We start from the raw sequence: 24,098 nt of genomic DNA on the forward strand, positions 1-24,098 counted from the left end.
TTTTGCTCCTTAATCATGCAAGAATTCTATGGAAGCAAGGCTTGCGCTTCCTGTACCATTATACCTTAGATAAAGAGCATGTGTGCCACTTATTTTCGGGAACCTGCACTCAAAGGCTGCCCATATATTTGATGAGATGGCTTCAATCTCTCCAAGAGGCGCATCATTAATGCCGGTCTTTACTTCGAACTTGCCGCCAAAATAAGCTCTTGTGCGAATTCTAAGACCTGTAACATCCTTAAGGTTAAAGTACTTAAATCCAATGGTAGTACCGTCTGTGATGGACTTGATATAACCGGGATTCTGATCGCCGTCGCCGCCTTCCTGGACAACTCGTGGAGCTGTGGGCTCAACGTAGATGTCATGCTTTTCTGTAAAGATGTTGCAGGCAAGATATGCCGGGTATTCACCTACATCAGAAAGTGGACCGCCGTTAAGTCCGCAGGATGTGATCTCAACCTGCGGAATTGATCCGTCAGCATTAATTGTGAGCTTTTCTGCGCAGCCCTGTCTGCTGTACCAGTTACCGTTTGTGTGTCTGTGATAGAAGATATACCAGTCATCACCTATCTGAACCATGCTTCCGTGGTTATTTGCGCCGTAAGCAGTAGCTTCCTCAGCCCTTTTGTAGCTGTCTATGTGAAGGTCGCAGTTACTTACAAGGACGCCGCCATACTTGAAGGGACCTCTGGGATCCTTGGAGGTAGCATAGCAAAGCTCATGCATAACTTCTGATGAATAAATGAAGTAGTAGGTGTCCTTATGCTTTCTGATTGATGATGCCTCGAAGAATGCATGGCCTTCGAATTCAGTTCCTGCAGCATATTCTTTTCCGGGAGCTACAAAAATGGGAGCTTCCTTAATTGTCAGCATATCTGGACCAAGAACTGTCAGCATGGAGCCGTGTCTTGATTTATCACCCTGTCCGCAGAAGCCTGTGTACATATAGGTAACATCGCCCTCTGTGAGAACGCCGGGATCAAACTGAGGCTCATCGCCCTCTTTATCTCCAAGCTTTGTGCCATCTTCATAGTGAACATAGCCGTAGAACTCGTAAGGGCCTGCCGGAGTATCACTTACTGCCACAGAAACGATTGAAATCTTATCAAGCACATAATACAGATAGTATCTGCCGTCGGGGCCAACCGTTACATCAGGGGCATAGAGACACATATGGCCGTCCGGATTTGCGGGATCCTGAGTCTTTTTATAAATAACACCTTCGTAGTGCCAGTTGCCAAGGTCATTTATAGGAGCAGAGTAGCAGATATAATCTCCAAGGCAGAAGGTCTCGCCGTTGTAAAGATCATGAGATCCGTAAACATAGACTCTGTCTCCGAAAACATAGGGCTCTCCGTCGGGAACATACTCCCAGCTTGGAAGATAAGGATTTACAGCCTGCTTTTTACTGTTCTGGCGGATGCCACCTTCAAACTTAGGAGTTGCGCCTCTTCCAAGGAACTCCATCTCAGCTCTGCACTTATCTGTGTAGGGGATCCACTTGGGAAGCTCTTCGCCATCCCACCCCTTGCCGTTAGGATCGCCTGTCTTTATAAAGTTGGCAAAATAGTCGCACATCTGACGTGCCAGATCAAAGTGCCTTCCGGCGTAAGGTCTGTGACATTTTGCAAGGGATTCAAAGAAGAACCACAAATCTACTGAATGGAAGGTTCCGGGATAGGAATCACCCTTGTTGCCATCACCCGGGATATCGGGATCAAAGCGATAGTAGTAATTATTCTGTCCGTTTTTCTCAGCATCAAGGAAGGTCTCTTTTACTGACTTTTCTACGATGCTTTCGCCATTAATTGCAAACTCATCTGAAGTATTTCCTGAGATTATGGGAGCTTTGGTGCATTTGCCCTCTGCAAGAAGCTCTATGGGATTACCCTTGCAGAACTGGCCGTCCATAATAGGGAACATTCTGGGATGATCAGCGATATATTTTCCATAGCCGTTAAAAATCTCTTCAGTGGAAAGCTTTCTTGCTTCTTCAAGTGTTGATACGCCGAGAACCTCGAAGAATTCTTTTCCGTGAGCTTCAGCCTTTTCCAGTGTGAGAGGCTTAAAGATATCAGAATCTTCATCAGGATGATGGATCATTCCGCTGATTACAACGGCGCCTTTAATGATGTCAAAGTTTTCCTCATTGGTGAACTGCTGCATTACACTGGATCCGCCTGCTGACTGACCTGCAATTGTAATTTTGTCAGGATCTCCGCCAAAGGCTGCAATATTTCTGTGAACCCAGTGAAGTCCGGCTCTCTGATCGAGAAGGCCAAAGTTACCGGGAGCATCGGGAGCTTCTGCTGTGATGTCGGGATGAGCAAGATATCCGAATACATTCAGACGATAGTTTACGCTGACAACGATAACGCCGCGTCTGGCAAGCTTTTCGCCGTCAAACTCCATCTCTGCTGTGTATCCCCACTGGAATCCGCCGCCAAAGAACCATACAAGAACAGGAAGCTTTTCGTCTGTCTTTTTAGCAGGTGTCCATACATTCAGATACAGGCAGTCCTCGCTGATTTCGATGCCGGGATCTACGTGCCACTCGCGGCAGTATATATCTGTTCCAAGGCCCGGTCTGTCCTGAACGGAGATAGGAGCAAATTCAAAGGCATTAAGTGTGCCTTCCCAGTCCTTGCAGGGCTGAGGTGCTCTGAATCTGTTCTCGCCAACAGGCGGAGCAGCGAAAGGAATGCCTTTATAAACTGTTACTCTGGGATCTGCACCGGGCAGACCCTTAACTTTTCCGTTTTCTACTTTTGTCTCTCTAAGCATGTCTTTTCCCCTTTATTTTGCTATCATTCATTAGTTTTTAGTGAAAGAAATATATACATAATTTATATTATCTGACACTTGTAAAGTCTTATCAATAATTGCTACGCCTTAGTCAAAGCTTGCCTATATGCAGCTTTACGCAATTACTGAAATTATTTTCGCAACTTTTTTGTGGCGGCTATTGCAGACTCAAATTTATATTTTTGTTAAAGTAATTTTTTTGAGGAGACGTAAATATGATGAACGTTTGTGCACAGCCTGCAGAAGTGGGTGAGATCGAAGCTACCGCAGAACTTAAGGAAAGCTATAAGGCAGTAACTGACCATAATCCGCTTATGGTGCAGCGCTTTGGTGCAGATCCTTACGCTCTTGTATATGACGGAAGAGTATATATCTATATGACAGGGGATAAGATTTCTTATAACCCTGATCGCACAGTAAAAGAAAATACCTATGGAAACATAAACACAATCTGTGTCATTTCATCAAGTGACCTTGTAAACTGGACTGACCACGGAACTGTTTATGCAGCAGGTAAGCTTGGCGCAGCAAACTGGGGTAACAACTCCTGGGCACCTGCGGCTGCTTATAAAAAGATAAACGGTAAGGACAAGTTTTTCTTATATTTTGCAAATAATGGAAACGGCATAGCTGTTCTTACAGCTGATTCACCTACAGGACCTTTCACAGATCCTTTGGGAGAAGCTCTTATTTCAAGAGAAACACCTACCTGCGCAGAGGTTACATGGCTTTTTGACCCTGCTGTACTTATGGATGATGACGGAAGTGCATATATTTACTTTGGCGGCGGCGTTCCGGGACCTGACAAAGCAGATAACCCTGGAACAGCAAGAGTTGCAAAGCTTGGCGATGACATGATAAGCCTTGATGGAGATCCCAAGCCCATTAAAAATGTACCTTACCTCTTCGAGGATTCAGGCATCAATAAGATTGGAGATACATACTATTACTCATATTGCTCCAATTTCGATGTAACTAAGGATGCCACCAAAAAGTATGGCTTTGAGTCCGGTGAGATCGTGACCATGAAATCAGATTCACCCATGGGACCTTTTGAGCTTTGCAATCCCGTTCTTAAGAACCCGGAGTTTTTCTTTGGCCTTGGCGGAAATAACCACCACTGCATATTTGAGTTTAACGGTGAGTGGTACATTACCTATCATTCAAGAATTCTCGAGGAAAAGATGGGAGTTTTTGGCGGCTACAGAAGTACCAGCATCGACAAGCTCATATTTAATGATGAGAATGAGCCTACAACAAGTAAGGGCACAAGAACAGGTGTTAAGCAGCTTGAGACAGTTGATCCTTATAAGGATGTGAAGGCTGTTACAATTTCAAACGCAGCAGGAATAGACACAAAGCAGTTTGGCGAAGAGGCTAAAAAGTACGGATCAGGCGACATGATCCTCTCTGAGATCTCCGATGGCAGCTGGACCTGCGTAAGCGGAGTTGATTTTGGAAAAGATGGTGCCAAGGAAGTTTCAGTAAATGCCTGCGGAACAGGAAGCGGAAGAATCAGCATTCGTCTTGATACTCCCAGCGGTAAAGAGGTGGGAACAGTTGAAATCGATAAGCCCGGAAAAGAGCTTAAGAAGATAAAAGCTGTTTTGGACGAAAAAATAACCGGAAAACACAATTTGTACTTTGTATTCTCCGGTGAAGATTATGAAGTATATTCATGGAAGTTTGGGCGATGATACATCGCCCATATCTTTATTTCCCAGGCCGCCCGAGAAAAGGGTTCTGTATTCGCCTGGCGTGCATCCCTTCTTTTGCTTGAAGGTTCTGTTGAAGGTGGGGATGCTTGAGAATCCGGCCTGAAGAGCAATATCTGTAATTGACAGATCGTCTCTTGTAAGAAGGACCTCTGTAGCCTTAATTCTGGTATTTATCAGATAATCGTAGAAGGTGCAGTTCATGTATTCCTTAAACAGTCTCGAGAAATGGAACTTGGAGAAACCGCTGTAGGAAGCCACATCTTCCAGAGTGATCTTATTCGTATAATTCTCATCAATATAATCGATGGCATTATTTAATCTGTCAAAATACTCTCTTCTCTTAACAGGTGAAGTATCATTGAAAAGCTGAAGCTTATTCAGATGATATCTGGATAAGATGGTCAGTATCTGGAACAGATGCGAATAAATCGAGAACTCATAGAATTCTGATTTCTGAAAATACTCATTCCAGATCTGTGAAAAGAGATCGTAAATATCATTATATATAGGAGCATATTCGTCAGGAGTAATGTGTATGCAGTCCTGAAGCATGGAGATAAGTCCTGAATATCCTCTTACAGACGAAAAGAAGTCTATATCGAACAGACATATATATCTTTCACCGGTCCTGGGTGCATGGAGAAAATGCGATTTTCTGGGCGGGATGAAAAGAATATCTCCGGGAAGAACGTGATGTCTGTCGGTATCAACATCCACGTCATAGTAATTTACTATAGGAAATACTATCTCCAGCGCATTGTGCCAGTGAGTAGGATAATCCGTAGTCTCGATATTATGCCAGATACGGATAGAACTGTCCTTAGGGAAGATGGATTTCTCATTATCACCTTCCAGCACACGCTCTGTAAAATCAGTATTCTGCTGATAATAATTGAGTTTCAACTCGTCTTTTAACTTAATCACGATATGTACCCCTTGCTAACCCCAAATTAACATTGCAATCGTATATTAGCACAAATGATAACACATTACTATCAAATTTTGCTTTTTTGTTTTAAGTACAATGGTAATTTTATTAAAGAACACAAGGCATCTATGTGGTTTTTGTATATAGTGCACAAAAAACATGGTTCATTTTTTGCTCATTAATCGCAATATCTGAAAGGCGCAAGGCAAGAAGTGGTAAGCATGCCCATTTTGAAGCCATTATACTAAGCATTATCATAACTGACTATGATTAGCAAAATTTGGTAAGCAAATATTGGGAGGATACATCTTGTATCGGAGGGGCAAATCTTTTATTTCAGCAATTGCCTGCATGACAGCGTTGGGGTTAACACTTGGTGGCTGTGGCAGTGCAGATCATACAGAAAATCAAGCAGAATCAGAAAGTACCATATCGAATGAATCGGCTGAGACTGAAAGCTCCGAAGAGAGTAAGGAAAGTCCTGCCGAGAGCGAAGAAGCTTCTGAGAGTGATTCAGAAGAAGCTGCAGAGGTCACAGAAGTGACCGCGGAGGAGACGGAAGAGGTGGACGAAGCGCAGGAAGTTCCCATACTAAGGGACTGTGTACAACAGAAGATGGGATGCAGAATCGGATGCGCGCTCACAGGGGATGAGCCCTGGGACATTCCTCTCTGGAATCTGGTTACCACACATTTTAGTTCGGTAACGCTTGGAAATGAGTTAAAGCCCGATTCGCTGTTTGGATACAGCGTAAGCACATGCCCCGGAACAGAAGAGGCAGAGCTTAACGGAGAGACCATAACGGTTCCTGTTCTTAATTATAAGAATCCCGAGAAGATTCTTAATAAGATACTTAAATGGAACGAGGCCAATCCGGACAAGGCACTTGAAGTAAGAGGACATGTTCTTTTATGGCATTCCCAGACGCCTGAGTGGTTTTTCCATGAAGACTACGATAAGACAAAGCCTTATGTAACACCTGAGGTGATGACCAAGAGAGAAGAGTGGTACATAAGAGAAGTACTTACACACTTCACAGGCGAGGACAGTCCTTACAAAGATCTCTTTTATGGATGGGATGTTGTTAACGAAGCGGTTTCGGATGCAACAGGAACCTACAGAACAGACACCGAGAATCCTAACGAAGATCTTAATGAAGACAGACACGGAAACAATTCAAGCTGGTGGCATGTATATCAGAGCGAAGAGTTCATAATAAATGCATTTAAGTTCGCCAACAAATATGCACCTGCAGATTTAGAGCTTTATTACAACGACTACAATGAATGTGTTCCTAAGAAAAGACAGGGTATCATAAAGCTCCTTGAAGCCATTAAGGCAGAGGAGGGAGCTCCCGGAGAGGGAACAAGAATTGATGCCATGGGCATGCAGGGACATTACAGTGTAAACAGCAATGCCAACGATGTAGAGGTTTCGGCCGAAGCCTACGGCGAAGTGGTTGGAAACGTACAGATCACAGAATGGGATCTTTCAGCATCTGATGGCTACGATGGCAGCGTGGAAGCCATGGAGACAGAGTATGAGAAGCAGCGCAAGACATACAACCTTATGTACTACGCACTTCAGTCAGCAAAGAACTCAGGCAAGGTTAACATCACAGGAATGACCTTCTGGGGAACGGTTGATAAATACTCATGGCTGAACTTCCGCTCCAATGTCGGCGGAGGAAGTAAGAAAGACCAGAAACAGTGCCCGCTTTTGTTTGACAGTAATTACGAACCAAAGCCGTGCTTCTATGTTTTTGCGGATACTAATTAACCTAAAAAGGGAAAGAGACTTAAGGTAATGAACAAAAATCTAAAAACCGTAATTGGTGTAATTATAGCTTTAGCAGTAGTTATAGGTATATGCGTAGTACTTTCTCACACCGAGGTAAAAGACTTCCATGAAAAATATGAAGGAGTCGACCTTGCTGAAGAAGTAGAGGGAATGGAGAGAACAGGAAGCTATACCGGATACCTGAATGAACATGCCGGCGTGAAAAAAGCAGACAAGGATGTTGAGGTTAACCTCATGGATTACACATCCGAGGGCGATGTTCACGAAGAAGAAAATGCAGTTTTCACAGAGACAGGTTCAAAGATCACCTGGAATGTGGATGTGCCTGAAGAAGGAATGTACAGACTATTCATTGAGTACAAGCTTCCTGAGTCAAGAGGTGTAGCTGCAGAGAGAACAGTATACATAAATGATGAGCTTCCCTTTGAGGATGCAAGAAATATAGCATTCACAAGAATGTGGATGGACGGCGGCGAGGTCAAGGTTGATAACCAGGGCAATGAGATCCGTCCCAGACAGGTTGAGTATTTCGACTGGCAGAGTGCTTACTTCAAAGATGATATGGGATACATCGCTGAACCCTATCTCTTCTATATGAATAAGGGAGCAAACACTCTTACATTTGAAGCAGATAACGAGCCGATGCTCATTTCCAAGGTTGTTGTCAGTGCGGCAACAGAAAGACCTACTTATGAAGAGTATGCGGCAGCTAATGCAGGAAAGAGCGACAGCGCAGAAGCAAAGAGCTTCATGGAACTCATACAGGGTGAGGATTCAACAATCAGATCCGAGTCATCACTTTATGCAAAGTATGACAGATCATCACCCACAACAAGTCCTAACAGTGTAACAACCACCAAACTCAACTATGTAGGTGGTGAGAGCTGGAGAAGCTCAGGACAGTGGATTGAATGGAACGTTGAGATTCCGGCAGACGGTTTCTACAACATCATGGTAAAGGGTCGTCAGAACTACGCAAGAGGATCTGTTTCAACCAGAAGCGTACTGATCGATGGCGAGATTCCTTTCAAGGAGCTTGAGGAAATATCCTTTGGATATAACAACGATTGGGACAGCATTACTCTGGCAGATGAAAACAAGACTCCTTACAACTTCTACCTTACAAAGGGTACTCACACCATAAGGCTTGAGGCAACTCTTGGTGGAATGGGAACAATCCTTCAGGAGATGGAGGATTCAACCTACAGACTCAATCAGATTTACAGAAGAATACTTGTATATACAGGAGCAAATCCTGATATCTACAGAGATTATCATATTGATACAACATATCCCGAGATCATGGAAGCCATGGAGCTTGAAAGCAAGCGTCTCTACAAGATAGTAGATGACATGGTTGCATATTCAGGACAGAAGGCAGATAACATAGCAACAGCACAGACAATCGCTCAGCAGCTTGAAAGATTCTGTGCAAAGCCTCAGAAGATAACAACAGAGTTTGTAACATTCAAAGATAACATCACATCACTTGGTACTGCTTCACTTAAGATGAGTGAGACAAAGCTTGATATCGACTACCTGGTTGTATCGGGTACAGATACACAGCCCAAGAAGGACAAAGCCAACTTCTTTACAAAGGCAGCACATGAGATCAAGTCCTTCGCAGCATCCTTTGTAGTTGATTACAACTCAGTCGGTGATGTTTACGACGAGAATTCAGGTGAAGAGATCGTAAAGGTTTGGGTACTCACAGGTCGTGACCAGGGTACAATCCTTAAATCCATGGTTGATGACGATTTCACTCCCAACTCAGGAGTAAAGGTTAACGTAGAAATCGTTGATCCCGGAGCACTGCTTAACGCAGTACTTGCAGGAAGAGGACCGAACGTAGTTCTCTCAGTTGGTGCAGATCAGCCTGTAAACTACGCTCTGCGTGGTGCAGCTGAAGATATAACCCAGTTCGATGGTTGGGAAGAAGTAATGTCCCACTATTCGGAAAGTTCTTATGAACAGTACAGACTTGATGGTCACATCTACGGAATACCTGAGACACAGACCTTCAACGTAATGTTCTACAGAAAGGACGTACTTGAGGAGCTCGGACTTGAGCCGCCTCAGACATGGCAGGAGCTTATAGAGATGCTTCCCACAATCCAGGGAAATAACCTCTCTGTCGGAATTCCTACCGCAGCAGGAAGTAGCGGTGCTACAGCAGCTTCAACATCAATCATGTCGAACGTTCCTGACCTTTCAATGTACTTCTCACTTCTCTATCAGTATGGCGGAGATATGTACAACGAAGACGGAACAAAGACAACTGTTAATACAGAGGCCGGAGTAAGGGCATTTGATGACTACGTAAGATACTTCAATGATTATGGAATACCTACTATTTACGATTTTGTCAGCAGATTCCGTTCAGGTGAGATGCCGATAGGTATATCCCCGTATTCGACCTACAACACATTGATGGTTTCCGCACCGGAGATCAGAGGACTTTGGGATTTCACTCTCATCCCCGGAACAGAAGTAAATGGTCAGATAGACAGATCAGATTTCATTACAGGAAGTGCCACAATGATGATCAGTACAGACAATGATCAGCTCAGACAGAATTCCTGGGAATTCATGAAGTGGTGGGCAACAGCTGATACACAGGTAAGATTCGGTCGAGAGATCGAGGCACTCCTTGGTTCATCTGCAAGATATGCAACAGCCAACAGAGATGCATTTTCAAATCTGTCCTGGAGTGCTGACGATATAGCAGTACTTGATGAGCAGTGGGATCAGACCGTCGGTATCAGGGAGGTACCCGGCGGATACTTTACCGGAAGACATATCTCAAATGCCATCAGAAAAGTATTAAATGAGAAGGTTGACTCACGAGAGACAATCATAGATTACTCAATTCTGATAGATGAAGAGATTATAAAGAAACGTAAAGAGTTCGGTATGCCGGTAGAGGAATAAAAGGGAGAAACTATAGCGATGAAGGAATACCTGCAGAAATATTTTGTACTGCGTAAACATAATATGAATGTTGCGTGGAAAAAGGCTAAAAATCGTAAGATGTGTTACCTTTTCCTCGCACCCTACGCAATCTTATTTACGATGTTTTATGTGTTTCCTGTAGTAGCCTCGATCTATTACAGCTTCACATATTACAACATACTCGAACCTCCTAGGTTCATAGGACTTCAGAACTATGTGAGTCTTGTTTTACAGGATGACATATTTCTGATCGGTGTGAAAAACACAATGATGATAGCGCTGATCACAGGGCCTCTTGGATACATTTTGTCCTTCCTATTTGCCTGGCTCATAAATGAGCTGCCCAGATGGATCAGAAGTATCGCTGTCATCGTGTTTTACGCACCGTCTATAGCAGGTAACTGCTATGTAATCTTCTCAGTATTCTTCAGAGGAGATGCTTACGGATACGTAAACGCGTTCCTGATGAATTTAGGTATCATTGATGCACCAATACTTTGGTTCATAAATCCTCAGTACATGCTTCCTATATGTATGGTAGTTATCCTGTGGATGTCACTTGGTACCGGATTCCTTTCATTCGTAGCCGGACTTCAGGGTGTAGACAGAGCACAGTTCGAGGCCGGATACATGGATGGTATCAAGAACAGATGGCAGGAGCTGTGGTACATCACACTCCCCAACATGAAGCCCATGCTCATGTTCGGTGCGGTAATGTCAATCACACAGTCCTTTGGTGTTGCAGACGTAACAATGGCACTTTGCGGATATCCCAGTACGGATTACGCAGCAAGAACAATTGTTACTCACTTGTTTGACTATGGTTTCTCAAGATTTGAGATGGGTTATGCCTGTGCCATAGCAACTATATTGTTCCTCATGATGATACTTTGCAATAAAGCTATTCAAAGTCTGTTAAGGAGAGTTGGAACCTGAAATGAGCAAGAAGCTAATCAAGAAAAGAAAGCCAAACAGATCTATCGCAGGAGATATAGCACTTTACGTTTTCCTGTTACTTGTAGCATTTGTAATGGCATTTCCAATTATATACGCAGTCAGCAGTGCATTGAAGCCTTTGGATGAGCTGTTTAAGTTCCCGCCGAAGATCTTCGCACAGCATCCTACAATGGACAACTTCTCGGATTTGTTTGTAACAATGGGTAAATCCTGGGTTACATTCTCCAGATACTTGTTCAACACAGTGTTCATAACCTTCCTTGGAACCTTTGGACACCTTATAATCGCATCCATGGGTGCATTCGTACTTGCTAAGTACGATTTCCCCGGCAACCAGACATTCTTCAAAGTTGTAACAGTTGCCATGATGTTCACAGGTTGGGTAACACAGATTCCTAACTACCTGATCCTGAACAAACTCGGATGGATCGATACCTACTGGTCAATAATCATTCCGGCATTTGCTTCACCTATGGGACTTTTCCTTATGAAGCAGTTCATGGAAGGTCTTCCGACATCACTTATCGAGGCTGCCAAGATCGACGGTGCCAATGAGTGGCTGGTATTTTCAAGAATTGTAATGCCTAACGTTAAGCCCGCATGGATGACACTTATCATCTTCTCAGTACAGGGACTTTGGAACAACAAGGCATCAACATACATCTATTCAGAGGAGCGCAAGACACTGGTTTATGCACTCCAGCAGATACAGAGCGGTGGTATTGCCAGAACAGGACAGGGCGCAGCTGTACTTGTAGTAGTAATGATCGTGCCGATCATAATATTCGTATTCTCAGAAAGTCAGATCCTCGAGACCATGGCAAGTTCTGGTTTGAAGGATTAATGCTGAAAGGACTTAAATCTTATGCGTAAGAAAAACATACTTTTAAAAACCGCAGCACTGGCTATGGCTGCAGCATTTACAGTCGTTACTCCGATAACGGCGCAGGCATCTGCGGAATATGGATATTCATACAATTACGATTACTGGGGCGACGTTCAGGAAAGCCCGGATCTGTACAACGTATGTAAGGTTTTCACATCTTCAGACTTAGGACTTGATGTGAAATTAAAGAACCCTCAGGGAATGTATGTACACGGTGACAGCATTTTCATCTGTGACAGTGGCAATAACAGAATCCTTGAGCTGAAAAGATCCTCCGCCGAGAATCTTGAATATGTAAGAACAATTGATTCATTTAACGGCGGTGACGGTGAGACAACACTTAATAACCCCACTGATATAGCAATATCAGAGGATGGCGATATTTTCATAGCTGATCAGGGTAATGCAAGAGTCTTAAAGCTTGATAAGGACCTGAATTACATTCAGAAGTTTGAAAAGCCCGACGACAAGACACTTGATCCCAAGCTTGTTTTCCAGCCCAGTAAACTGGCAATTGATACTGCTGAGCGTGTTTACTGTATAGCAGTTGGAATCAACAAAGGTCTTGTTAAGTATGAAAATGACGGAACCTTCTCAGGATTCGTAGGAGCAACACCTGTTACCTACGACTGGACAGATTATATATGGAAGAAATTCGCATCTCAGGAGCAGAGAGCCAAGATGGTATCCTTCGTTCCTACAGAGTATGACAACATCTTCATGGATTATGAAGGCTTCATATATGCCTGCACCGGCGCAGTAAAAGCTGATGACCTTAGAAACGGATCAGCTGATGCAGTCAGAAAGCTGAACCTTATGGGTAACAACATCCTGGTTCAGAACGGTGACTGGAACGCATACGGTGATCTGTACTTCGGATCAGGCGGTGGTTACGAAGGTCCTTCATACTTCACAGATATCACTGTAATGGACAATGACATCTATGCATGTCTTGATAAGAACAGAGGTCGTGTATTTGGATATGACGACCAGGGTCACATGGTATTCGCCTTTGGCGGAAACGGTAACATGGATGGTTACTTCAGACAGCCCTCAGCAATAGAGAGATATGGTCATGAGCTTTATGTACTGGATTCACTTGATTGTTCAATAACAGCTTTTGTGCCTACAGAGTTCGGTAATCTCGTATATGATGCCATCGAGCAGTTCGACCAGGGTAATTACGAAGCATCCGGTGCTTCCTGGGAGAACGTAATGAATCAGAATGGTAACTACGATCTCGCTTATATCGGTATAGGAAGAGCACTTCTTCGCCAGAAGAGATATAAAGAGGCGATGGATTATTTCGAACTTAAGTATGACGCAGAGAACTACTCCAAGGCATACAGACAGTACCGTAAAGAGTGGGTTGAGGATCACATCGTAATAATCGTAATAGTGATTCTTGCACTTTTCCTTATCCCTCTTTCAATTGGAAGGGTAAAGAGAATACGCCACGAAATAGACACAGCAGACATTTTCGTAGCAGGCAGAAACAGGTGAGGATATGATCGCAAAATTAAAACAGTTTAATACACCGAAAGAAAAATATATAGACTCCCTTAAGTTTGCATTGTATTGCATCTCACATCCACTTGACGGATTCTGGGATCTCACCCATGAGGGCAGAGGAACTTATGCGGCAGCAAATACTATTTTGTTCCTTACACTACTTATAAGAATACTGAAGCTAAGATATACAAGCTTCATATTCGTACAGGTTTACTGGGAAGAGCTGAACATCTTCTTATACCTGGCCAGTGTTCTTTTTCCACTGGCACTTTGGGTAGTAGGTAACTGGGGACTGACAACACTTTTTGATGGAAAAGGAAGACTGGGACAGGTATATATGGCAACCTGTTATGCGCTTACTCCCTATCCGTTAGTACAGTTCCCGCTGATGATATTCAGTAACTTTGTAACAGTAGATGAAGCTGAGTTTTACAGCACATTAAGTGCTCTGACACTGGTTTATGCGGCGATTCTGGTTGTGGTAGCCATGGGTCAGATCCATGAGTATTCAGCTAAAAAGAACCTGCTGTTTACAGTAGCAACACTGTTCGCAATGCTGGTAATGATCTTTATACTTATGATATTCTTTAGCATGATTTCGCAGGGTGTGTCATACTTCATATCCATTGCGAAAGAATTGATGTTCCGAATATAGGAGTAACAAGAGGTGACGAACTTGAAAAAGAACAATTTAGCCAAAAAAATAGGGAAAGCGGTTTTATCACAGCTTCCTAAAATAATACTTCTTCTGATCATCCTCACAGGTGTGTTCGTAGTTATCAACTACAAAGCACCGGCAGAACATGAGGAAGCGATTGCTCCTTACGCATATACCGGCGAGCAGGAACAGACAGTAATAGAGAATGATGAACTTAAGCTGGTAATGGATAACGCTACAACAGAGTTCTCCATTGAAGTTAAGGATTCCGGTAAAGTGTGGTACTCAAATCCCAAGGACGCAGCAAGTGATCCTATAGCACTTACTGATGAAAAAGCTCTTCTCCAGTCACCACTGGTAATGAGCTACTCAATCACACAGGGTCTTGAGACAACCTATAACTCATTCGGCTACAGTGCACAGAACGGAATTTATGAGATTGTTCCCGGAGATAACGAAATCAGAGTAAATTACTCAATGGGCACAGTTTCCAAGGAGTTCACAATTCCTCCTGTAGCAACCAAGAAGGCATTCAACAAGCTTCTTAAGAAGATGGATAAAAAGGATGCCGATCTGGTAAAGCAGTACTACAAGAAATACGACATCAACAAGCTTGGCAAGAAAGACAATAAAGACGAGCTGATCGCAAATTATCCCATCATCGAAGAGAGTGTAATCTATGTCCTCAGACAGAAGACTAAGGATGCAACCAAGCAGCAGATGGAGGAGCTTTTTGCTGCAGCAGGCTACACCTATGATGATTATATAGAAGACAAAGCACTTGATATGTCTTCAACCTCATCAGATAATCCGATCTTCAATGCAAGCATCATTTACAAGCTTGACGGAAAAGACCTTGTAGTTGAAATTCCTTATGAAGATCTTGCTTATGATAAAGAAACACCTATTTATACGATAACACCTCTTCCGTATTTCGGAGCAGGCGGCCCTGAAGACGAAGGCTTTATCATGGTACCCGAGGGCGGCGGAGCAACAATAAGCTTTAACAACGGTAAAACAGCACAGAGCAGTTACTATGCTAATGTATATGGCTGGGATAAGTGCTTAAAGAGAGATGCAGTTGTACATGACACAAGAGCTTACTACGGAGTGTACGGTGTATCTGAAGGAGAGGATTCCTTCATCTGTATTCTCGAGGATGGCAGATCCTATGCAGCAGTACAGGCTGATATAGCAGGCAAAAACAACAGCTACAATTACGTAAATGCAATTTACAGCGTAAATCAGCGTGAAAAATACGATGTAGGTGATATCGCTAACAGTGATATTTACGAATACATCCCTGAACTTCCAAATGAAACTCTCAGACAGAGATATTCCTTCATCGGTTCAGGAAGTTATGTGGACATGGCAAAGGATTACGGCAGCTATTTACAGAATGAGTATTCAGGATATCTGGATATGCTTGATGAAGAGAGCACACCTGTTGCCATCGAGATAGTCGGAGCCATCGACAAGATCAAGCAGATTGTTGGTATTCCGGTATCAAGACCTCTTAAGCTTACAAGCTTCGATGAAGCTGCAGATATAGTTACACAGCTCAGTGACAGTGGCGTTACCAACATGGATGTCAAGCTCACAGGATGGTGTAACGGAGGCGTTAAGCAAAAGCTTCTTAAATCAATTAAGCCCATCGGTGCACTTGGTGGAAAGAGCGACCTTAAGAGCTTCATAAGCACAGCTGAGTCAAAGGGCGCAACAGTTTACTTAAACGGAATTACACAGTATGCATATGACAGTAACATATTCGACGGCTTCTTCTCATTCCGCGATGCAGCCAAGCTCATCAGTAAAGAGAGAGCACAGCTTCATGAATACAGTCATATCACATATGCAGAGAGAGAAAACTCAAACAATACATACTATCTGCTTCACACAGAGCTGGCTGACAGCCTTGTGAGCAATCTTGCAAAAACAGCTGATAAGTACGCAGCAGGCGCTTCCTTCCAGGATCTGGGCATGGATCTTTCATCAGACTTCTACAGGAAGAACACTTACAGCAGACAGGCGGTTCTTAACCTCCAGACAGAGAGGCTTAAGAGCATTGCCGATGCAGGAACACCTATCATGGTAAACATGGGTAATGATTACGCAGTTCCCTATGCAAGCATGATAACAGGCATGGATTTAAGAGGTAGTGAGTACACAATCCTCGATGAGTGCATTCCTTTCTTCCAGCTTGCAGTACATGGAAGAACAAACTACACAGGAAAAGCAATCAATATCTGCGGAAACGAAGAGAACGAGGTTCTCTACAGCGCAGAGTATGGCGCAGGTCTTAATTTTACATTCATGGAAGAGACATCATTTGCAACACAGAAGACCTTATACACAGATTACTACGGAGCAACCTTTGATGCATGGAAGGACAAGATGCTCGAGATCTACACAAGATACAACAACGAACTCGGACATACCTTCAATCAGGAAATGGTAGACCACAAGAATCTGAGCGCAGACGTCTCCCGTACCGAATATGCCGATGGAACAGCGGTTTATGTAAACTACGGTTACAGCGAATTCGTAACTGAGGATGGAGTAAAGGTTCCGGCAAGGGATTATATGGTAACTAGGTGAGAAAGGATAAATAGTAATGAGTAAGCAGAAAAACAAACTGGCCGGATTACAGAAAAGAAAAGCCATATCAGGATATCTTTTCATATCCCCGTTCATAATCGGTTTCCTGGTATTCCTTGTTAAACCGCTTTTTGAGTCATTGTATATGAGTTTTTGTAATGTGGATCTTTCAGCAGGTAAGATTACGAAAACTCTTGCAGGATTAGAAAACTTCAAGTTCGCATTCAGAGTTGACCCTGAATATACAAGACTCCTTGTGGAAGAGCTTTCAAGAATGATGGTTTATTCACTGGCTATAATCGTGTTCAGCTTTTTCGTGGCACTGATCCTTAACCAGAAATTCAAGGGAAGAGCTCTTGTAAGAGCAATATTCTTCCTTCCGGTTATTCTTTCATCCGGTGTTATTATCGGTCTTGAATCAAATAACCAGCTCATGGCATCCCTGGCTCAGACAATTGAGCAGACAACAGAGGGTGTCAGCGTGACAGCAGCTCTTGAGGATATATTGAGAACAGCAGGCGTCGGTGTAAGAGCATACGAGCAGGTATTCGAGGTTATCGACAATATCTATGATGTAGCCCTTGCATCAGGTATCCAGATCATCATTTTCCTCTCAGGACTTCAGACCATCTCATCAAGCATGTATGAAGCCGCTGATATCGAGGGATGTACTAAATGGGAAAGCCTCTGGAAGATCACATTCCCTATGATAAGCTCACTTTTCCTTGTTAACTGGATTTACACAGTAGTCGATTTCTGTATGAGATCTGATAACCAGGTTATCGAGAAGATTCAGAAGGTTATGATCGATCAGCAGCAGTACGGAAATGCTTCAGCAATGTCTTGGATTTACTTTGTGCTTGTCCTTGCGTTTGTTGGAATTACATCATATTTCATTTCAAAGAGGGTTTACTATTATGACTAATTCAGAAGCTATGGCAAGCTATAAAAAGATGGGATTCTGGGAGAGAAACAAGCTCTCAGGAGGATACCTTCTTAAAAAGGTAATCGGTGAGAAAGCTGTAAGTATCATAAGATTCATTCTTTTATTCGGAATGTGCTTTATGATCATTCAGCCCATACTCAATAAAATCTCTGTAAGCTTTATGACAGAGCAGGATCTGTATAACCCCGTTGTAATCTCAATACCCGAGCATTTCACAACAGCCAATTACAGACTTGCTGCAGAGCTTATAAGCTTAAAAGAAGCGGTACTCAATTCATTTTTGATCTCACTTACCATTGCGGCACTACAGATTGCAGTGTGCACACTGGTTGGTTACGGATTTGCAAGATTTGAGTTCCCCGGTAAGAAGTTCTGGTTTGCGATGGTCCTTTTGGTAATTCTTATTCCGCCGCAGACAATTGCCAGCTCACTTCACCTTCACTTCAGATACTTTGATGTTCTTGGTATTTTCAAGTTGATAACCGGAGAGACGCTGAACCTTCGTGGATCAAAGTTACCTTATTACCTGATGAGTGCCGGATGTATGGGACTAAAGAACGGATTGTATATTTACATGATCCGTCAGTATTTCAGAAATATTCCCGGCGACCTGGAAGAGGCGGCTTATGTTGATGGTTGCGGAACACTTAAGACCTTCTTCACAATCATGCTTCCTCAGGCAAGACCTATTATTACTTCCTGCTTCCTTTTCGCATTTGTATGGCAGTGGACAGACGGATTCTATTCCAGAATGTTCCTTGGAAGCACAAAGCTTGTAAGTACAGGACTTTCAAGAATCGTAGACAGCCTTGGAGCTTACATTCAGAGAATTAACGGAGTTAAGACCACAATTTCTGTTGCATATTCGAACTGCATACTTGCAACAGGTACACTTATCATCATTGTACCCATTATTGTTATTTACCTCTTCGCACAAAGAGAGTTCGTTGAGAGTATTAGCAGTACCGGTATAAAGATGTAAAAAAAAGCAGTCAGCCGGAGCATTAGCTCCGGAGGATATAAAAGTTTCCTATGAGTAGGAGTATTTAAAAAGGAGGATTAGAGTATGAAAAGATCTCTAACAACAAAGACAACCGCTGTTATCACAACAGCAGCCATGCTCATGAGTATGGCAGCATGCGGTGGCTCATCAAACACTGAGGCACCTGCAACTGAAGCAGACCAGGCTGAAGCTACAGAGACAGAAGAAGTAGCTGAGGATGCTGCAGAGGAAGAAACAGAGGACACAGAGGAAGCAGCTGATGAAGAAGAAGCTGACGAAGAAGAGGATGAGGAAGAGGAAGAAGTAGCTGATAGCGACTACGATCCTTATCAGGTTATCACAGATGCTGATGGCAACCCCATCGATCTTGGCGGCATGGACATTATCATCCGTGACTGGTGGTCAGGTGACCCGGCAGAACCTCAGAACGATTATGAAGAAGCTCTTCAGGAGTACAGAGATTGGATCCAGGAGACATACAACTTCACAATCAAGTCTCAGGCTATTTCCGATTGGGGTTCAACACCTACAGATTTCGTAGATTATGCTACAACAGGTGATGACGGTAACAACTATCTCTGGACTCTTCGTGATGATCCGGCTATCACATCTGCTATGGCTAACGGTCTTATGTATGACCTTTCTACACTTGACTGCCTTGATTTCTCACAGGACAAGTTCCAGAGAAATAAGCTCCATGAGCAGTATTCAGACGGCGACAAGATCTATGCTATGTTCGCTGGATATTCAGAAGCTCGTACAGGTGTTTACTTCAACAAGAGACTCCTTACAGATGCAGGTATCGATCCTGAGACAATCTATGATATGCAGGCAGACGGAACATGGACATGGGATGCTTTCGAGGATCTCCTTTCCAAGGTTCAGAGAGATACAGACAACGATGGTGTTATCGACGTTTACGGTCTTACACTTAACGAAGGTGTTATGACAACTGAGGCAGTATTTGCTAATAACGGTGAGTTTATCGGCAAGGATGCTAACGGATTTACATATGAACTTGAGAATCCTAACACTCTTGAAGCTCTTGAGTGGTGCGTAAAGATCTATGACAACTATGATATGCCCGATCCTGAAGGCGCTGAGTGGGATTACTACAAAGAAGCATTCATCAACGGACAGGCTGCATTCCTTGTAGAGGATGAGTATGCTGGATGCCCTGGCAACTTCCTTGAGGATATGCCTGATGAACTCGGATTCGTTATGTTCCCTAAGGGACCTAAGGCTTCTGATTACATCAACGTTTGGACAAACAACCCGGTTTCAATCCCTGCTTGCTATGATGCTGATAAGGCTTGGAAGCTTGCATTCGCTTGGAACCTCTATACAAACGCTCCTTCAGCTGAGTACCTTGATTACAACGGATATCTTTCAACAGCTAGAAATGGTATCTTCGACAGCAGAGCAGTTGATGAGACAATCACAATGATGACAGAGAAGGGTTGCATCGCTTATCATGGCATGGTTCCTAACCTTAGCCTTGGTTCTGACTTCGTATGGAACATTGCTCCCGGCGCAGTAGTATCTGAGCAGGTTGAAGCAATCAGAGATACATGGAAGTCATATGTAGATGATGCAAACAAATAATTAACATTTAACAGAAACTGTTAATGTAGATTTGGGCGGTGTCTGTAAAGACATCGCCCTAGTTGTTTTTAATAGCAGATAATGACAGTACTTCGCATAAGAAGTGCTTTTTAGGCAAAACGGAATTGAAGGAATTTGATTATGCAGGTAATGGAAAGAAAAGGACCCACAGCGCCAAAGGATCCGGAGAAAAAACGCCCATATTTTTTCATAATGCAGGGTAAAGGAATTTTCGGAGCTCCTCAGCCTGATGGAAGGGGAATTCAGTTTATATATGAAAATGACGGAAGGATCATTGATGCGGCAAAGCTTTCCGGTAACATAACAGACGAAGAGATGCTTAATAACCTCAAGAGCACAAGAGGCTTTAGAAAAATGGTTCACAGTATCGGTGTAAGCGTTTCTTCCAGAATTAATGATGAAAAAGTAAAATTTGTAATGCAGATGTATCCGAGAAATCCCGGAGAACCTGCGACTGAGATAACAAAAGAATTTGAAACCGATGGTATGGAGACGACTATTGATCTTGCTGATGTCTCATGGGTGCCCACAGATTATGAGATTGGGCAGATTCGCTTTGAATTTCCGGAATCCGGAGTTCAGGCAATGGCAGATGTGAGATTTTATCTAAACGACGGATTTACAGCTCCTCCGCAGCCTATGGAATATGCGGTTGATTTTGAATCCGACGGATATAAAGAAATGATTGCAAGAAGCCTTATGAAGGCCGGCAATACAAAGAGACTTGAGAAGGTTCTTGAAAAGGCTGCAATGGGCGAAGAGGTAACACTTTCATTCATAGGCGGTTCAATCACTCAGGGAGCTGGTGCTATACCGATCCATGAGAAAAGCTATGCAAGACTCTTTGCCAATGAATTTGAGAAGAAGTTTTCTAAGGAAGGAAAAGTTAAGCTTGTAAAAGCAGGTGTTGGCGGAACTCCCTCAGAGCTTGGAATGATCAGATTCGAGAGAGATGTCCTTAGGGATGGCCAGGAGCAGCCGGATCTTGTGGTTATCGAGTTTGCAGTTAATGACGAGGGCGATGAGACCAAGGGCGTATGCTATGAGTCCCTTGTAAGAAAAGCTCTTGCACTGCCCTGGAAGCCTGCGGTAATACTGCTCTTTGCAGTGTTCTCCTACGACTGGAATCTTCAGGACAGACTGTCACCGGTTGGAGAAAGATATAACCTTCCTATGGTAAGCATTTTGAATGCTGTGACACCGCAGTTTTCTCTGCTTCCTCAGGATGGCAGGGTAATATCCAAGAACCAGTTCTTCTATGATGTATATCATCCGAGTAACCTTGGTCATCAGGTTATGTGTGACTCACTGCTTTACGTACTTGATGAAGTTAATGCAGGAAGAGTCGGCAGCAATGAAGAGGAAAAGCCTGTTGAAGAAATCGCTCCTGTTCTTGGTAAGGATTTTGAGAAGGTTATACTTCTCGACAGAAAAGAAATGCCCCTCTTAAAGAGCAGATTTGGAATTACTCTTTTTGAGATGGGTGCATTCTCAGATATAGATAAGGATATTCAGAAGGTTGAGATGGACAGCGAGATCACTCAGGTTCCTGAGTTCCCCTATAACTGGGCACATCTTGATGATTCTCAGGGAGATGATCCTTTCAGATTAAAGCTTAGCTGCAAAAAGCTGCTGCTTGTTTTCAAGGATTCGGGACTTCCCACAGCAGGTACAGCAGAGGTATTTGTTGACGGTAAAAAGGTAATGGATGCTGATCCTTTAAAGACGGGCTGGACCCACTGCAATCCCGTTATCATCCTTAACGAGGAAGAGACGAAGGAACATGAAGTAGAGATTCGCATGGCTAAGGATATGGAAGGCAAAAAGTTCACAATACTGGGATTTGGCGTTGTTAAATAAAAAATATTACACAAAAAAGTAAAATATTTTAAATTTTTATAAAAAAAATAGTCCGCATAGTAGTGCGGACTATTATAAACTATATTATAATGTTCATTGTGAGCATAAAAATATAACTCAAAACCAGGCAAAAACACAGAAGGGAAGGTGCATTTAAATGGGAGATGCAAAAAGTTTTATCGCTGAAGGCAAAACTTTACTCGGAATCGAATTTGGTTCCACCAGAATTAAGGCTGTGCTTACAGATATGGATAACAATCCGATAGCACAGGGTTCTCACAGCTGGGAGAACAGACTTGATAACGGAATCTGGACTTATACCCTTGAGGATATTTGGGGTGGACTTCAGGACTGCTACGCAAACCTTGCAAAGGACGTTGAGAAGCAGTATGGGGAGAAACTTACTAAGGTAGGTGCCATGGGCTTTTCAGCTATGATGCATGGCTATATGGCATTTGATAAGGATGGAGAACTTCTTGTTCCTTTCCGCACATGGAGAAACACAATTACAGAGAAGGCTTCCGATGAGCTTACAGAGCTCTTTGGTTATCACATTCCTCAGCGTTGGAGTATCGCTCATCTCTATCAGGCAATGCTTAACGGCGAGGAGCACGTTAGCAAGGTAGATTTCTTTACAACCCTTGCAGGTTACATTCACTGGCAGCTTACAGGCGAGAAGGTTCTTGGCGTAGGTGATGCTTCAGGTATGTTCCCTATCGATTCAGCAACTTGTGATTATAACGAGAAGATGGTTGCTCAGTTCGATAAGCTTACAGAGGAGAAGGGCTTTTCATTCAAGCTTCGCAACATTATTCCTAAGTCTCTTCCCGCAGGTGCTGATGCAGGAAAGCTTACAGCAGAAGGTGCTAAGAAGCTTGATCCTACAGGAACACTTCAGGCAGGTATCCCTGTATGTCCTCCCGAGGGCGATGCAGGAACCGGCATGGTTGCCACAAACTCAGTTGGCGTAAGAACAGGTAACATCTCAGCAGGAACATCAGTATTTTCAATGGTTGTTCTTGAGCATGACCTTTCAAAGGCATATCCTGAGCTTGACCTTGTTACAACACCTTCAGGTGAGCAGGTTGCTATGGTTCACTGCAACAACTGCACATCTGACCTCAACGCTTATGTGGGCCTTTTCAGAGAGTTTGCGCAGGCTGTCGGCGCTGATGTTGATGATGATACACTTTACGGAACACTTTACAGAAAAGCTATGGAAGGCGACGCAGATTGCGGCGGACTTCTTGCATATAACTATTTCTCAGGTGAGAGCATTACAGGCTTCAACGAAGGAAGACCTCTTTTCGTAAGAAGACCTGATGCAAAGATGAATCTTGCCAACTTCATGAGAACACACCTTTACACAGCACTTGGTGCTCTTAAGGTTGGTAACGATATCCTTATGAAGGAAGAGAATGTAAAAGCTGACTTCTTCTTCGGCCAGGGCGGATTCTTCAAGATCAGAGGCGTTGGTGACAGAGTAATGGCAGCAGCCCTCGATACACCCATTAAGCTTATGGAGACAGCAGGAGAAGGCGGCCCTTGGGGTCAGGCAATCCTTGCAGGCTTCATGCTGAATAAGGAAGATGGAGAGACTCTTGAGAACTACCTTAACAACAAGGTATTTAAGGATGGCAAGGTTGAGACCTGCGAGCCTGTTGCTGATGACGTTAAGGGCTTTGATGAGTTCATGAAGGATTACAATGCAGGTCTCGCAATCGAGAGAGCTGCTGTTGATACATTGAAGTAATGTGCCCCTCATCCGGCACTTCGTGCCACCTTCCCCCCAGAGGGGGAAGGCAAAATTATGAGCCTTCTCCCTTGGGAGAAGGTGGCGCCGTAGGCG

At 43.4% G+C, this 24,098-nt stretch carries 15 protein-coding genes; 13 read left to right on the forward strand and 2 right to left on the reverse strand.

The window, feature by feature from the left end:
- Positions 1 to 9 precede the first annotated feature (9 nt).
- Positions 10 to 2,784 carry a carboxylesterase family protein gene (locus tag G603_RS23105; RefSeq protein ID WP_330367519.1) on the reverse strand — a complete coding sequence of 925 codons (2,775 nt, stop codon included), beginning with the start codon at positions 2,782 to 2,784 and terminating at the stop codon, positions 10 to 12.
- 236 nt (positions 2,785 to 3,020) lie between these two features.
- Between G603_RS23105 and G603_RS19220 the strand changes: the two genes are divergently transcribed.
- Complete coding sequence (locus tag G603_RS19220) at positions 3,021 to 4,502, forward strand: glycoside hydrolase family 43 protein (protein WP_081669820.1); 1,482 nt, start codon at positions 3,021 to 3,023, stop codon at positions 4,500 to 4,502.
- Here G603_RS19220 and G603_RS19225 read toward each other — a convergent pair.
- Positions 4,482 to 5,447, reverse strand: coding sequence for a helix-turn-helix transcriptional regulator (locus G603_RS19225; RefSeq protein WP_242834835.1), 966 nt, complete (start codon positions 5,445 to 5,447; stop codon positions 4,482 to 4,484). The two genes, G603_RS19220 and G603_RS19225, sit on opposite strands and share 21 nt — an antisense overlap.
- Positions 5,448 to 5,760: 313 nt before the next feature.
- On the opposite strand from G603_RS19225, the gene G603_RS0104560 reads away from it, so the two are divergent.
- The 12 genes from G603_RS0104560 (at position 5,761) to G603_RS0104615 (ending at position 24,002) form a co-directional block, all read left to right on the forward strand.
- Entirely contained in the window at positions 5,761 to 7,230 is a 1,470-nt protein-coding gene (locus G603_RS0104560) for an endo-1,4-beta-xylanase (RefSeq protein WP_026523712.1), read from the forward strand.
- A 27-nt stretch (positions 7,231 to 7,257) separates the two neighbouring features.
- Positions 7,258 to 10,182, forward strand: a complete 2,925-nt coding sequence (locus tag G603_RS0104565; protein ID WP_026669450.1) for an extracellular solute-binding protein — start codon at positions 7,258 to 7,260, stop codon at positions 10,180 to 10,182.
- Between the two features lie 18 nt (positions 10,183 to 10,200).
- Complete coding sequence (locus G603_RS0104570; protein ID WP_026496253.1) at positions 10,201 to 11,139, forward strand: carbohydrate ABC transporter permease; 939 nt, start codon at positions 10,201 to 10,203, stop codon at positions 11,137 to 11,139.
- A 1-nt stretch (position 11,140) separates the two neighbouring features.
- Positions 11,141 to 12,004, forward strand: a complete 864-nt coding sequence (locus G603_RS0104575; RefSeq protein ID WP_026496252.1) for a carbohydrate ABC transporter permease — start codon at positions 11,141 to 11,143, stop codon at positions 12,002 to 12,004.
- A gap of 21 nt (positions 12,005 to 12,025) precedes the next feature.
- Complete coding sequence (locus G603_RS0104580; protein ID WP_026669451.1) at positions 12,026 to 13,549, forward strand: NHL repeat-containing protein; 1,524 nt, start codon at positions 12,026 to 12,028, stop codon at positions 13,547 to 13,549.
- A 4-nt stretch (positions 13,550 to 13,553) separates the two neighbouring features.
- Positions 13,554 to 14,213: a YIP1 family protein gene (locus tag G603_RS0104585; RefSeq protein ID WP_026669452.1), complete on the forward strand. Its 660-nt coding sequence runs from the start codon at positions 13,554 to 13,556 to the stop codon at positions 14,211 to 14,213.
- Between the two features lie 21 nt (positions 14,214 to 14,234).
- Positions 14,235 to 16,814 (forward strand): DUF5696 domain-containing protein, encoded by a 2,580-nt coding sequence (locus G603_RS0104590; RefSeq protein ID WP_026669453.1) that lies wholly within the window; start codon positions 14,235 to 14,237, stop codon positions 16,812 to 16,814.
- Between the two features lie 16 nt (positions 16,815 to 16,830).
- Positions 16,831 to 17,739, forward strand: a complete 909-nt coding sequence (locus G603_RS0104595) for a carbohydrate ABC transporter permease (RefSeq protein ID WP_035792038.1) — start codon at positions 16,831 to 16,833, stop codon at positions 17,737 to 17,739.
- On the forward strand, positions 17,732 to 18,742 hold the full coding sequence (locus G603_RS0104600; protein WP_026496247.1) for a carbohydrate ABC transporter permease: 1,011 nt from the start codon (positions 17,732 to 17,734) through the stop codon (positions 18,740 to 18,742). The genes G603_RS0104595 and G603_RS0104600 overlap by 8 nt, the downstream gene beginning before the upstream one ends.
- Positions 18,743 to 18,826: 84 nt before the next feature.
- Positions 18,827 to 20,368 (forward strand): ABC transporter substrate-binding protein, encoded by a 1,542-nt coding sequence (locus G603_RS0104605; RefSeq protein WP_026669454.1) that lies wholly within the window; start codon positions 18,827 to 18,829, stop codon positions 20,366 to 20,368.
- Between the two features lie 141 nt (positions 20,369 to 20,509).
- Positions 20,510 to 22,249, forward strand: a complete 1,740-nt coding sequence (locus G603_RS0104610; protein WP_026669455.1) for an SGNH/GDSL hydrolase family protein — start codon at positions 20,510 to 20,512, stop codon at positions 22,247 to 22,249.
- Positions 22,250 to 22,406: 157 nt separating this feature from the next.
- Positions 22,407 to 24,002 carry a xylulokinase gene (locus tag G603_RS0104615; protein ID WP_026669456.1) on the forward strand — a complete coding sequence of 532 codons (1,596 nt, stop codon included), beginning with the start codon at positions 22,407 to 22,409 and terminating at the stop codon, positions 24,000 to 24,002.
- Positions 24,003 to 24,098: the final 96 nt, after the last annotated feature.

The organism is Butyrivibrio sp. AE3006, from assembly GCF_000424165.1.
Lineage (GTDB): Bacteria > Bacillota > Clostridia > Lachnospirales > Lachnospiraceae > Butyrivibrio.

Bases quoted from the DNA above. Each gene is read 5' to 3' on its own strand.
- G603_RS0104615 (WP_026669456.1), top strand. From the start codon at position 22,407: ATGGGAGATGCAAAAAGTTTTATCGCTGAAGGCAAAACTTTACTCGGA.
- G603_RS0104605 (WP_026669454.1), top strand. From the start codon at position 18,827: ATGAAAAGATCTCTAACAACAAAGACAACCGCTGTTATCACAACAGCA.
- G603_RS0104585 (WP_026669452.1), top strand. From the start codon at position 13,554: ATGATCGCAAAATTAAAACAGTTTAATACACCGAAAGAAAAATATATA.
- G603_RS0104595 (WP_035792038.1), top strand. From the start codon at position 16,831: ATGAGTAAGCAGAAAAACAAACTGGCCGGATTACAGAAAAGAAAAGCC.
- G603_RS23105 (WP_330367519.1), bottom strand. From the start codon at position 2,784: ATGCTTAGAGAGACAAAAGTAGAAAACGGAAAAGTTAAGGGTCTGCCC.
- G603_RS0104580 (WP_026669451.1), top strand. From the start codon at position 12,026: ATGCGTAAGAAAAACATACTTTTAAAAACCGCAGCACTGGCTATGGCT.
- G603_RS0104575 (WP_026496252.1), top strand. From the start codon at position 11,141: ATGAGCAAGAAGCTAATCAAGAAAAGAAAGCCAAACAGATCTATCGCA.
- G603_RS0104600 (WP_026496247.1), top strand. From the start codon at position 17,732: ATGACTAATTCAGAAGCTATGGCAAGCTATAAAAAGATGGGATTCTGG.
- G603_RS0104565 (WP_026669450.1), top strand. From the start codon at position 7,258: ATGAACAAAAATCTAAAAACCGTAATTGGTGTAATTATAGCTTTAGCA.
- G603_RS0104570 (WP_026496253.1), top strand. From the start codon at position 10,201: ATGAAGGAATACCTGCAGAAATATTTTGTACTGCGTAAACATAATATG.
- G603_RS0104610 (WP_026669455.1), top strand. From the start codon at position 20,510: ATGCAGGTAATGGAAAGAAAAGGACCCACAGCGCCAAAGGATCCGGAG.
- G603_RS19220 (WP_081669820.1), top strand. From the start codon at position 3,021: ATGATGAACGTTTGTGCACAGCCTGCAGAAGTGGGTGAGATCGAAGCT.